The sequence below is a fragment of the Mycobacterium sp. IDUB_36 genome, assembly GCF_055419225.1.
The window spans coordinates 565,462-577,972 of the sequence record NZ_JBVAXH010000001.1; the positions used below are offsets into that span (position 1 = coordinate 565,462).

Genomic DNA, 12,511 nt, shown 5'->3' on the forward strand with positions numbered 1-12,511 from the left:
CGCGATCACTCCATCAGCGTCGCCGCGAGCGTTGCACCCAACTCGTAGGCACGCTCGCGGACGCCGGCGTCGATCGCGCCGGTGATCTCCAGCGCGTCAGCGGCTTTGGCCAGCGACAGCCCCGTCGCCACCTTGTCGACCGACGACACGGCGCCGACGGTGTCATTGTTGCCGTGCACCCAGAGACCGTACGGCCGGCCCATCACATGGTCCAGCCCCGGGTAGTAGACGGTGTCGAAGAAGTGCTTCAGCGCGCCGGACATGTAACCGAGGTTCGCCGGCGTGCCGAACAGATAACCGTCCGCGTCGAGCAGATCGGGAACCGTCGCCGCCAGCGCCGGACGTGCTATCACGTCCACGCCGTCGATGTCGGGATCGTTGGCGCCGGACAGCACCGCCTCGAGAAGCTCACGAGTGGCCGGAGACGGGGTGTGGTGAACGACCAACAGCGTCTTGCTCATTCGCGCCCCTGCAGCTCGACAGCTTTCTTCATGGCTTCCCGTGCACGGCCGCGGTCGCCCGCATAGTCGTAAGCGCGGGCCAGTCGGTACCAGCGACGCCAGTCGCCCGGATGAGTTTCCACTTCGGTACGTACGTCAGCGAACAACGCGTCCGCGGCGGCACGCTCGATGCGACCCGACGGACGGCGCGGCAGCGCGCTCACGTCGAGCTCCATCCCGTCGGCAGCGGCAAGGCGGGCCAGTTTTTGATGCGCGAATCCCGCGCGCAGCGTGGCGACCATCGCCCACAACCCGATCGCGGGCAGGATCAGCAGCGCGGCCCCCAGTGCGACCGCGACGCCACCCCCGGAGCCGATCATCAGGATCGCGGTCCTGCCCAGCAGCACGATGTAGGCCAGCAGCGCCGCGCACATCAGCGCGATCATCAACTGGACGGGCACACCACGCCGCGTGGGGGTCATTGCAGATCGAGCAACGATTCGATTCCTAGTGTCAGGCCCGGATGTTCGGCCACCCGACGGACCGCCAGCAGGACGCCGGGCACGAAAGAGGTGCGGTCGATGCTGTCGTGCCGGATGGTCAGGGTCTCGCCCAACGTGCCGAACAACACTTCCTGGTGCGCGACGAGTCCGGCCAGCCGCACCGAATGCACCGGGACACCGTCGACGTCGGCGCCGCGGGCGCCCGGCAGACCCGTGCTGGTGGCATCCGGGTTGGGCGGCAGGTCTTTTCGCGCCTCGGCGATCAACGCGGCGGTTCGAGCCGCCGTCCCCGAGGGCGCATCGGCCTTCTGCGGGTGATGCAACTCGATCACTTCGACCGACTCGAAGAACGGCGCGGCCTGCTTGGCGAAATGCATGGACAGCACCGCCCCGATGGCGAAATTGGGTGCGATCAGCACCGAGACACCGGGCTTGGCCGCCAACCACGCCCGCACCTGCTGCAGCCGCTCTTCGGTGAACCCGGTGGTACCCACCACGGCGTGAATGCCGTTGTCGATCAAGAACTCGAGATTAGGCATGACGACGTCGGGGTGGGTGAAGTCGATGACGACCTCGGTCTTGTTGTCCGTCAATAGGCTCAACGCATCACCGGCGTCGACCTCGGCCGACAGCGCGAGATCGTCGGCGGCCTGCACCGCCTGCACCATCGTCGCACCGACCTTGCCCCTGGACCCCAACACCGCTACCCGCATGTCAGACACCCTAGAGCGTGTCTCTCACGTCGACTCGAGGTGCTACGGCGACACCGCTCGTCGAGTCGTCACCGTGCGTTCACCGGTCTGTCCACGAAACGCACGCGAGCAGCGAAGCCGCTGTGGTACCCACCAACGGACGCACCGACCAGCTCGATGAAAGGAACCGGATCATGACGATCACACGTGGCTTCGCCGCCGGCGCGATGTTGGCCGGTCTCGCCGTGGTACTCACGGCTCCGGTGGCTGCGGCCGACCAGCTCGACGGCCACTACATCGAGACGGAAACCTTCCCGGACGGTCACCAGAACCCGCCGTCAGACTGGTACATCACCCCCTGCGGCGACGGATGCGCGACGGTCAAACACATCGGGACCGCGCACCTGGCCGACGGTCAATGGACGCTGGAGGGCAGGGGTGGTGCCACTTGCGAGGACGGCGGCGACGTGCGCGACGCGATCGCGTTCCACTACACCTGGGATCCAGCAACGCTCGACGGCGACGTCAAGATCACCAACAAAGTCGCGGCCTGCGGTAACCCCCAGGGGTACCAGGAGACCAACAAGCTGCACTTGGCGCTGGCGCCCTAAGCGTCGATCACCACGCGTCCACCGGTCGCTCGCGAGACGCACACCAGCATCTCGCCGGCGGATTCGGCGGTACGACCACGATGGTCGACCTGCCCGCTGAGCACCGTGACCTTGCAGGTTCCGCAGAAGCCCTGCCGACAGGAGTGCGCGGTCGTCGGGTTGTCGTCGAGCATGACGTCGAGCGCCGAGCGATTGGCCGGGATCGAGAGCAGCCGCCTGGAACGCGCGAGCTCGAGCTCGAAGGGTTTGCCGTCGACGACCGGCGCCGGGCTGAATCGCTCGTAATGCAGTGGTGCGTCGGCATGTTCGGTACGAGCGATGCGCACCGATTCCAGCATCCCGGTCGGGCCGCACACATAGACCGCGGTGACCGGGGTCGCGTCGATCAGCAGATCGTCGGCGGTGGCGAGCCGCCCACGCTCGTCGTCGGCCCATACCGTGACCCGCCCGGAATCCAGCGCCAGCACTTCGTCCAGCAGCGGCATGTATTCCCGGCTGCGACCGGCATAGACTGCGCGCCAGTTCATTCCGCGTTGCTGCGCGGCCCGCATCATGGACAGGATCGGTGTCACACCAATGCCTCCGATGACGAACAGCACGTCTCGTTCGTCGCCGCCGAGATAGAACGCGTTACGCGGGCCTTCGAACACCAACCGGTCGCCCACGGCGAAAGCGTCGTGCACTTCGATCGAGCCACCACCGCCATCGGCGATGCGGCGCACCGCGATTCGGTAGTCAGTGCGTCGGCCGGGCGGGCCACACAGCGAGTACTGACGACGTCGCCCCGATGGCAGTTGCACGTCGATATGGCTGCCGGGGGTCCACGACGGAAGCAACCCGCCGTCCGGGTCGGCGAACGTCAGCGCGACCACGTCCGGGCTGAGTCGTTCGCGTTTGGTGATCACCGCGGTGTGGGTGCGGCCCACCGCGGCCACCCGAGACGGTTTCCAACGACTCGTCACCGAGAAGCCGCTGAGCAGCACGACCAGGCCCCACACCGCCGTCGAGAACCGGTCGCGCTTCCGGCGGCCGTAGAGGTCGGCGGGCCTGCTGGCCCAAATGCTGTGCGACACAGTGACCTCAGGGCCGAAGATCGTAGCGGGCCAACAGCCGGATCAGCGAGGGGCTGATACGTCGCAGCGCGTATCCGACCCGGGATTCGGCCGCGATCGGAACCACCGGCGAGCCGCTCTTGACCGCTTTGACGATCGCCTTGGCGGTGGCTTCCGGGGTGAAGTTGCGACGCCGGTAGATGATGTCGGCCTTGTGCCGGGCGCTGTCCTGTTCGTCGGCCGTCATTCCGGCGTAGACGGTGTTCTTCGCGATGTTGCTGTTCACGAATCCCGGGCACACCGCGGTCACGGTGATGCCGTCGTCGGCTAGGTCGGCGCGCAGGGATTCGCTGAATGCCAGCACCGCGGCTTTGGTTGTGCCGTAGGCGATCATCGACTTCGACGGAAGAAACGCCGCGGCCGACGACACGTTGATGATGGTGCCGCCCTGACCACGGTCGACCATCTGCGCGGCGAACGCCCGGCTTCCGTTGAGCACGCCGTGCAGGTTGACCCCGAGGATGTTGTCCCAGTTCGCCGACGTGGTCTCCAGGAATCGGCCGGCCATGCCGATGCCGGCATTGTTGACCAGGATGTCGACCACGCCGTGGTCGTTGTGGACTTGCGCGGCAAGGGCATTGATCGCGTCCTCGTCACTGACGTCGGCCTGGTAGGCGGCGGCGCCCGCACCGGTGTCGCGGACCGCGGCGGCGGTGTCCTGCGCGGCGGCCAGGTCGCGGTCGACTATGACGACGGTGTCGGCGCCATGGCGAGCCAACTCCAGGGCGGTGGCGCGTCCGATACCGGCGCCCGCGCCGGTGACCAGCGCGAGTTTGCCCCGCACGTCGCGTGGGCCCGGCTGCACGGCACCTGCTGTCACCGGGGCGGTGCCGTCGACGTGCCGATCGATCCATTCGGCCGCCAGCCGTGCGATGACGTCCGGACGCGCGGTGACCACCCAGTGGCCCCCTTCGATGGGAATGACCCTGCTGCCCAACGGGATCGATCCGGTGAAGCGCTGCAACGCGGGCGTGACGAACAGATCCATCCGCGGCGCCAATACCTGTACCGGGACGGTGGTGTGCGGCAGTGTCGGGCCGGGCGACAAGAAGGGCCCTGGCATGTTGGCGCGGTAGAGGTTGAGTCCGTTGACGTAGTCGCCGGTCGAGCGAACCGGTCCACTGGGCCGGCTCTGGGTGCTGGAGTTGCCGATACGGCCAAAGGCCTCAACGAGTTTGACACCGACTCCGGCCCGGATCAGAAGTTCAGGCAGTCCGCGGGCCAGGAATAACCAGATATAGCCCGATGCGAAGAATTGTCGGGTCACATCGACCAGACCGCGGGGAGTGCGAGCCGACCGCAGGAACTTGCCCGCATATGTCAGATGCGGTCCGGATATCGAGGTGAACGAGGCGACCTTGCCCATCACCGTCTCATCGGTGATTGCTGCCCACGATTGAATCGAGCCCCAATCGTGCGCCAGCACGTGGACCCGACCGACATCGAGGCTGTCGATGACGGCACCGATGTCGGAAACCAGTTGAGCGAAGCGGTAATCGGACCGCGCGGCCGGGCGCGCGGACTCACCCGCTCCCCGGACGTCGTAGGCGACGACGTTGTATGTGCCGGGGTGATGCTCGAGGAGCACTTCGGCGACGCCGTCCCACAGATGATGGTTGTCGGGGTAACCGTGGATGGCGAGCACGGTCGGCCGGTTGGGATCGATATCGGTGTAGGCGTACACCGCGAGTGCGATTCCGTCGGAAGCGATCACGGTACTGCGGGTCGGCGCGTGAACAGCAGCTGCCGAAGCGATGGTCATGGGATCCTCTCGGCTCAGTGCGAGGCGCGGGCGGCGGGTGAGATCGCCAGGTAGTCGACCGCCTTCTCCACCCCGCCGAGTTGCGAGGGATGGAAGCGGGGCAGGTAGTAGGCGACGATGATTCGGATGAATCGCATCGGTCCCGGCATCAGACCGCGTCGCGCCGCCGTGACGTAGTCACGCCAGCGTGGTTTGGCCCCGGGTGGGACATGCGGGTCCACGGAGTACATGAACCGCACCCCGCGCACCCAGATCAGGAAGATCATCGGGGTCACAATTAGTTGCGTCCGAATCTGTCGCAGGTAACCGGCCCGCAGGTGCTTCATCAGGTCGAAGGCCACCGCCTTGTGTTCGACTTCTTCGGCGCCGTGCCAGCGGAGCATGTCCAGCATCACCGGGTCGGCGCCGATCGCGTCGAGTTCCGGGGTGTTGAGAATCCACTCACCGAGAATCGCGGTGTAGTGCTCGATCGCCGAGACGAGGGCGACGCGCTCGAGCAGCCAGCTGCGCTGTCGTCGGACGCTCCACCGCGGCCGGTCACCCAGGAGCTTGGCGAACAGCCAGCCGATCTGGTCGGTGAAGGGTGTCACGTCCACGCGGTTGGCCGCGAAGTACTCTTGCACACCGGTGTGAGCCTGGGCGTGCATCGCCTCCTGGCCGATGAAACCCTGCACGTCGAGGCGCAGTTCGTCGTCCTTGATCAACGGCAGCGCCTGCTTGAACAGGTCGACGAAGAATTCCTCGCCGGCAGGCAGCAGGAGGTGCAACACGTTGAGCATGTGCGTGGTGAACGGCTCGCCGGGCACGTAGTGAAACGGCAGCTTCGCCCAGTCGAAGGCGACGTCGCGCGCCTCGAGGACCAATCGCTCGTGATCGGCCAACGTGCCTCCACCTGCCAGGTGGGGGCCGACAGCCTCGTCGTTGACCGTGAACATCTGCAGCAGCATACCCGGTACCGCCGGTATCGGGAATACGGCGCGGTCAGACCGGGGCGGCCCCACGCAGGTGCTCGAAGATCAGCGACGTCTGGGTGCCGGCGACGTCGCTGTCGGCGTTGAGGTTGTCCACCACGAAAGAGCGCAGGTCGGTGATGTCACGCGCGGCAACGTGCAGGATGAAATCGTCGGTACCGGCGAGGAAGTACACGTCCATCACCTGCGGGCGGCGGCGAATCTGCTGGATGAAGTCGCGGATCTTCCCCCGCGCATGCGACTGCAGGCTGACCGAGATCATGGCTTGCAGAGGCAATCCCACGGCTGCCGGGTCGATATCGGCGTAGAAGCCGCGGATGACTCCCATCTCGAGGAGTCGACGCACGCGCCCGTGGCAGGTCGACGCCGCGATGTGCAACTCCTCGGCCAGTGCGCTGTTGGTCATCCTGGCGTCGGCATGCAGGAGACCCAGTATTTTACGGTCCAGAGCGTCGAGACCCGCAGGCCGAAGATCGTTCGGCGCCGCCTTGTCTGCGCTCGAATTTGTCGACTTTTCTTCGATCATTTGTGAATCGTATTAGTAAGTCTTCATCAGCTTTGCACTTACGCCGAAGTTTCTTCACAATTGAGGGTATGCGTGTTGGCATCCCAACCGAAGTCAAAAACAACGAGTTCCGGGTCGCGATCACCCCCTCCGGTGTCGCCGAATTGTCCCGCCGCGGGCACGAGGTCCTGATCCAGGCGGGCGCGGGCGAAGGCTCGGCGATCACCGACAGCGACTTCAAAGCGGCAGGCGCGCAACTTGTTTCCAACGTCGACAGTTTGTGGGCCGAGGCCGAGCTGGTGCTCAAGGTGAAAGAGCCCATACCGCAGGAGTATTCGCGGATGCGGCGACACCAGACGCTGTTCACCTACCTGCACCTGGCCGCGTCGCGGCCGTGTACCGAGGCGCTGCTGGCTTCGGGCACCACGTCGATCGCCTACGAGACCGTGCAGACCGCCAATGGCGCCCTGCCGCTGCTGGCCCCGATGAGCGAGGTAGCGGGCCGGCTGTCAGCACAGGTCGGCGCCTATCACTTGATGGGCACCCACGGTGGTCGCGGCGTCCTGATGGGCGGTGTGCCGGGCGTGGAGCCGGCCTCGGTGGTGGTCATCGGCGCGGGGACCGCCGGCTACAACGCCGCCCGGGTCGCGCATGGGATGGGCGCCGCGGTCACGATGTTCGACATCAACATCGACAAGCTGCGCGAGATCGACCATGCGTTCAGCGGCCAGGTGCAGACCCGCTACTCGACGGCGATGGAATTGGAGACGTCGGTCAAACGTGCCGACCTGGTCATCGGCGCGGTGCTGTTGCCCGGCGGCAAGGCCCCGACGTTGGTCTCGAATTCCCTTGTCGAGCGCATGAAGCCGGGCGCGGTCCTGGTCGACATCGCTATCGATCAAGGCGGATGCTTCGAGGCGTCGCGGCCGACCACCCACGATGACCCGACGTTCGTCGTGCACGACACGGTGTTCTACTGCGTGGCCAACATGCCTGCCGCCGTCCCCGCCACCTCGACGGTCGCACTGATCAACGCCACCATGCCGTACGTGATCGACCTCGCCGACCACGGCTGGCGAGCCGCGTGTCAGTCGAATCCCGCTCTTGCCGCCGGGCTTTCGACACACGACGGCGCGCTGCTCAGCGAGCAGGTCGCCACAGATCTCTCGTTGCCGTTCACCGATCCGGCGGCAGTGCTGGCCTAGAGATCGCCGGGCCTGGCCGCACAGTTGGTTTACCTCGTCGCGGGCGGACTCAGACGTGGCCGAGCGCGTCGACGATGTCTTTCGCCGGCCCGGTCTTCGCCTGCCGATAGCCGGTACCCGCCCAGAGATTGGTGCCGTGCGGATCCTCCAACTCGACGGCCGCTTTACGGATCGGTGAGGTCATCTGGTTGACCTCTGGATATCCCAGCGGCGCGATCTGATCCATCATCCGGGTGAAGTCATTCGCCAGACCTCGGGCATACCGCCCCGAAAACGCCCGCGTGACAACGGTGCTGTCGAACTGCGGATGTCCGAGCGCCGCTCGGTGCGCGGCGTTGGTGCCGGCTTCGTCGGACAACAGCAGCGCGGTACCGATCTGAGCGGCCGCCGCGCCCCGGCGCAGCACCGCGGCGACGTCTCCGGCACTCGCCAACCCGCCGGCCGCGATGAGCGGGACGTCATGTGCACTGCCGATGCGATCCAGCAGGTCGATCAGGGGTTCGGTGCCGGGGCTCATGTCGGGCGCGAACGTGCCGCGATGCCCACCGGCATCCGGGCCCTGAACGACCAGACCGTCGGCCCCGGCGGCGACCGCCACTCCCGCTTCGTACGCCGATGTCACGGTGATGTAGAGCAGCATGCCCAGAGCACCGAACCAGCGCAGCACGTCGGGCGACGGCGCACCAAAGGTGAACGACACCAACTCGGGACGGAGGTCCGCGACCACCTCGAGCTTCTGCTGGTAGCCGTCGTCGTCGCCGAATTCGGGAAAGCCGACTTCGACGTCGTAATGCTCGGCCAACTGGTCGAGCGCCTCGGCGTAGTGGTCGAGCGCGATGACGTCGGCGACGCTGGGCTGCGGCACGAAGAGGTTGACGCCGATCGGGCCGGTGGTCGCCGCTCGGGCACGCTCGATATCGCCGGCCAGGCGTTCGGCGCTGATGTAGCCGCCGGCCAGGAAGCCGAGACCACCTGCGTTGGACACCGCCGCAGCCAGGGCCGGTGTACCGGGGCCGCCCGCCATCGGTGCGCCCACGATCGGCACGTCGAGATCCCAGAACCCCAGTACCATCGCGCTACCTCGTCATAGTCCGAAGTTGTTGCGGCAGACTCTTCTTCGACTGGTGCGGCCCGAGAACAGCTGCGCCGTAGGGCTTGCGCAGCAGTTGGCGCGCAATCGCGTTGACCTCATCCAGGGTGACCTCATCGAGCTCCTGCAACGTCCGATCGATGCTTCGATGCTCAGCGTAGTTGAGTTCACCGCGACCGATGCGGTGCATCCGCGAACTCGAGTCCTCCAGTCCGAGCACCAGTCCCCCGCGCAGCGAGCCTTTGGCGATCCGGCATTCCGTCTCGGTGATGCCGTCGCGGCCGACTTCCTCGAGCACGTCGGCGGTCACCCGGGTCACTTCGGCGAACCGCTCGGGAAGGCACGCGGCATACACCGACAGAGCTCCGGCGTCGGAGAACGTGTCCAACGACGAGTACACCGAGTACGCCAGTCCGCGCGACTCCCGAACCTGTTGGAACAGGCGTGAACTCAGGCCACCGCCGAGCGCCGTGTTCAGCACCGACAAGGCCCAACGATGCTTCCAGTGTCGACCCGGGGTTCGCACACCGAGAAACACGTGGGTCTGCTCGGCGTCCCGGTTGGCCACCGACAGGCGCGGGCGACCGGTGACGCGGCCGGCGCCCTTGCGCGGCTCTATCGCGTGCCGGCCTCGCACCAACCGTGGCCCGAAGTGCTCGCGTACCAATGCGACGACGTCGTCGTGGTCGACGTTGCCGGCCACCGCGACGACCATCCGCTCGGGCGTGTAGCGCCGCTGGTGAAACGAATGCAGCTGAGCCCGCGTCATCGACGACACCGACTGCACGCTGCCGATCACCGGGCGCCCGACTGGATGATCGCCGAACAACGCCGCCAGGAACTGGTCGGCCAGCGCGTCCTCGGGATCGTCGTCACGCATCGCGATCTCTTCGAGGACGACAGCGCGTTCCAGCTCGACATCGCTTGCGGCGCAACGTCCATTGAGCACCACATCACTGACCAGGTCCACGGCCAGCGCGAGGTCAGTGTCGAGGACGTGCGCGTAGTAGCAGGTGTGCTCCTTGGAGGTGAACGCGTTGAGCTCCCCGCCTACCGCGTCCATCGCCTGCGCGATGTCGACGGCCGTGCGCGTCGGGGTCGACTTGAACAGCAGATGCTCCAGAAAATGCGCGGCACCAGCCACCGTGGCACCCTCGTCGCGCGACCCGACGCCGACCCACACCCCGACCGACGCCGACCGGACGCCGGGCAGGTATTCGGTGACAACCCGCAGCCCGCCGGGTAGTGACGTGCGCCGAAACGCCGCGGCAGGCTCAGAACTGCGCCGGCCGCGGCGTAACGAAGGCGTCCCCGGGCTAACTGCTGGCCGTCGCGGCATCGGCTTCCGTCGGCGACGAATCTGCCTGCGCGGACTCTGCGCTGGGGGCAGCGTCACCGTTGCCGGCGGCACCGGCAGCGTCATCGTCGACCAGCACCAGGGAGATCTTGCCCCGCTTGTCGATGTCGGCGATCTCCACGCGCAGCTTGTCACCGACGCTCACCACGTCTTCGACCTTCGCGATGCGCTTACCCCGACCGAGCTTGGAGATGTGCACCAACCCGTCGCGGCCCGGCAGCAGCGACACGAACGCACCGAAATCGGTTGTCTTGACCACGGTTCCGAGGAACCGCTCGCCGGTCTTGGGCAGCTGCGGGTTGGCGATCGCGTTGATCTTGTCGATCGCGGCCTGCGCGGCCTCGCCGTTGCTGGCGCCGACGAACACCGTGCCGTCGTCCTCGATCGAGATCTGCGCGCCGGTCTCCTCGGTGATCGAGTTGATCATCTTGCCCTTGGGCCCGATCACCTCGCCGATCTTGTCGATCGGCACCTTGATGGTGGTGATCCGCGGCGCGAACGGGCTCATCTCGTCCGGCGCGTCGATGGCCTCGGCCATCACCTCGAGGATGGTCAGCCGCGCGTCCTTGGCTTGGGAGAGCGCACCCGCCAGCACCTTCGACGGGATCCCGTCGAGCTTGGTGTCCAACTGCAGGGCCGTGACGAAGTCCTTGGTGCCCGCGCACTTGAAGTCCATGTCGCCGAAGGCATCCTCGGCGCCGAGGATGTCGGTGAGGGTGACGAAGCGACGCTCGGTCTTGCCGTCCACCTCGACGTCATCGGAGACCAGACCCATCGCGATGCCGGCCACCGGCGCCTTGAGCGGCACACCGGCGTTCAGCAGCGACAGGGTCGAGGCGCACACCGAGCCCATCGACGTGGAACCGTTGGAGCTCAACGCTTCCGACACCTGACGGATGGCGTACGGAAATTCCTCGATGCCGGGCAGCACCGGCATCAGGGCCCGCTCCGCCAGCGCGCCGTGACCGATCTCGCGCCGCTTGGGCGAGCCGACCCGGCCGGTTTCGCCGGTGGAGAAGGGCGGGAAGTTGTAGTGGTGCATGTAGCGCTTGGACGTCTCCGGCCCCAGCGAGTCGATCTGCTGGGCCATCTTGACCATGTCTAGGGTGGTGACACCCATGATCTGGGTTTCGCCACGCTCGAACAGCGCGCTGCCGTGCGCCCGCGGGATCACCGCAACCTCAGCCGACAGCGCACGGATGTCGGTGATGCCGCGACCGTCGATGCGGAAGTGGTCGGTCAGGATGCGCTGGCGCACCAGCTTTTTGGTCAACGACCGGAATGCGGCGCTGACTTCCTTCTCACGTCCCTCGTAGGTCTCGGCGAGCCGCCCGAGCACCTCGGACTTGAGCTCGTCGGTGCGCTGGTCGCGCTCGGCCTTGCCGCTGATGGTCAGCGCCTTGGCCAGCTCGTCGGTGGCCACCGAGGACACCGCGTAGAAGACGTCGTCCTGGTACTCCGGGAACAACGGGTACTCGGCAGTCTCCTTACCGGCGGCGTCGTGCAGCTCCTGCTGAGCGGTACACAACGCGGCGATGAACGGCTTGGCGGCCTCCAGGCCCTCTGCCACAACGCTTTCGGTGGGCGCACCCGCCCCGGCGGCGATGAGGTCGATCACGTTGTCGGTGGCCTCGGCCTCGACCATCATGATGGCGACGTCATTCTCGACCTTGCGGCCCGCGACCACCATGTCGAACACGGCGCTCTCGAGCTGCTCGACGGTCGGGAACGCGACCCACTGGCCGTCGATGAGCGCGACGCGCACACCACCGACCGGGCCGGCGAACGGCAGACCCGAGATCTGGGTCGACGCGGACGCGGCGTTGATCGCCAGTACGTCGTACAGGTCCTTGGGGTCCAGGCTCAAAATGGTGACGACGACCTGGATTTCGTTGCGCAATCCGGAGACGAACGTCGGCCGCAGCGGACGGTCGATCAGACGGCACGTCAGGATCGCGTCGGTGGACGGCCGGCCTTCGCGGCGGAAGAACGAACCGGGGATCCGGCCCGCGGCGTACATGCGCTCTTCGACGTCGATGGTCAGCGGGAAGAAGTCGAAGTGGTCCTTCGGCGACTTGCTGGCGGTGGTGGCCGACAGCAGCATGGTTTCGTCGTCGAGGTAGGCGACGACGGAGCCGGCGGCCTGCTTGGCCAGCCGGCCGGTCTCGAAACGGATGGTGCGGGTGCCGAAGCTCCCGTTGTCAATGGTGGCGGTCGACTCGAACACGCCTTCGTCAATTTCAGCTACAGACATATGCGTCCG

The 12,511-nt window shown here is 66.6% G+C and carries 12 protein-coding genes; 2 read left to right on the forward strand and 10 right to left on the reverse strand.

What is annotated here, in order from left to right:
- Positions 1-5: 5 nt before the first annotated feature.
- The 3 genes from ACZYW1_RS02695 to dapB are packed head-to-tail and all read right to left on the reverse strand — an operon-like array spanning position 6 to position 1,656.
- Entirely contained in the window at positions 6-461 is a 456-nt protein-coding gene (locus tag ACZYW1_RS02695) for a flavodoxin family protein (RefSeq protein WP_463783051.1), read from the reverse strand.
- Entirely contained in the window at positions 458-922 is a 465-nt protein-coding gene (locus ACZYW1_RS02700; protein ID WP_463783052.1) for a hypothetical protein, read from the reverse strand. Before ACZYW1_RS02700 ends, ACZYW1_RS02695 begins: the two co-directional genes overlap by 4 nt.
- The gene (gene dapB, locus ACZYW1_RS02705) at positions 919-1,656 is read right to left on the reverse strand and encodes a 4-hydroxy-tetrahydrodipicolinate reductase (protein WP_463783053.1); all 738 of its coding nucleotides are present in this window, start codon (positions 1,654-1,656) and stop codon (positions 919-921) included. The genes ACZYW1_RS02700 and dapB overlap by 4 nt, the downstream gene beginning before the upstream one ends.
- A gap of 173 nt (positions 1,657-1,829) precedes the next feature.
- On the opposite strand from dapB, the gene ACZYW1_RS02710 reads away from it, so the two are divergent.
- Positions 1,830-2,246, forward strand: coding sequence for a hypothetical protein (locus tag ACZYW1_RS02710; RefSeq protein ID WP_463783055.1), 417 nt, complete (start codon positions 1,830-1,832; stop codon positions 2,244-2,246).
- Here the strand turns inward: ACZYW1_RS02710 and ACZYW1_RS02715 are convergent.
- The 4 genes from ACZYW1_RS02715 to aldR are packed head-to-tail and all read right to left on the reverse strand — an operon-like array spanning position 2,243 to position 6,617.
- Positions 2,243-3,319 carry a PDR/VanB family oxidoreductase gene (locus tag ACZYW1_RS02715; protein ID WP_463783056.1) on the reverse strand — a complete coding sequence of 359 codons (1,077 nt, stop codon included), beginning with the start codon at positions 3,317-3,319 and terminating at the stop codon, positions 2,243-2,245. The genes ACZYW1_RS02710 and ACZYW1_RS02715 overlap by 4 nt on opposite strands.
- A 7-nt stretch (positions 3,320-3,326) precedes the next feature.
- Positions 3,327-5,120: an SDR family oxidoreductase gene (locus tag ACZYW1_RS02720; protein WP_463783059.1), complete on the reverse strand. Its 1,794-nt coding sequence runs from the start codon at positions 5,118-5,120 to the stop codon at positions 3,327-3,329.
- 14 nt (positions 5,121-5,134) lie between these two features.
- Positions 5,135-6,055 carry a metal-dependent hydrolase gene (locus tag ACZYW1_RS02725; RefSeq protein ID WP_463783061.1) on the reverse strand — a complete coding sequence of 307 codons (921 nt, stop codon included), beginning with the start codon at positions 6,053-6,055 and terminating at the stop codon, positions 5,135-5,137.
- A gap of 46 nt (positions 6,056-6,101) precedes the next feature.
- On the reverse strand, positions 6,102-6,617 hold the full coding sequence (gene aldR / locus ACZYW1_RS02730; protein ID WP_463783063.1) for an HTH-type transcriptional regulator AldR: 516 nt from the start codon (positions 6,615-6,617) through the stop codon (positions 6,102-6,104).
- A 68-nt stretch (positions 6,618-6,685) separates the two neighbouring features.
- Between aldR and ald the strand changes: the two genes are divergently transcribed.
- Entirely contained in the window at positions 6,686-7,801 is a 1,116-nt protein-coding gene (gene ald / locus ACZYW1_RS02735; protein WP_463783064.1) for an alanine dehydrogenase, read from the forward strand.
- A gap of 49 nt (positions 7,802-7,850) precedes the next feature.
- Here the strand turns inward: ald and ACZYW1_RS02740 are convergent, their stop codons facing one another.
- The 3 genes from ACZYW1_RS02740 to ACZYW1_RS02750 are packed head-to-tail and all read right to left on the reverse strand — an operon-like array spanning position 7,851 to position 12,502.
- Positions 7,851-8,873, reverse strand: coding sequence for a nitronate monooxygenase (locus ACZYW1_RS02740; protein WP_463783065.1), 1,023 nt, complete (start codon positions 8,871-8,873; stop codon positions 7,851-7,853).
- A gap of 4 nt (positions 8,874-8,877) precedes the next feature.
- A complete protein-coding gene (locus tag ACZYW1_RS02745; RefSeq protein WP_463783067.1) occupies positions 8,878-10,230 on the reverse strand; it encodes a M16 family metallopeptidase in 1,353 nt (450 codons plus the stop codon).
- Positions 10,208-12,502 carry a polyribonucleotide nucleotidyltransferase gene (locus ACZYW1_RS02750; RefSeq protein WP_463783068.1) on the reverse strand — a complete coding sequence of 765 codons (2,295 nt, stop codon included), beginning with the start codon at positions 12,500-12,502 and terminating at the stop codon, positions 10,208-10,210. Before ACZYW1_RS02750 ends, ACZYW1_RS02745 begins: the two co-directional genes overlap by 23 nt.
- Between the last annotated feature and the right edge of the window lie 9 nt (positions 12,503-12,511).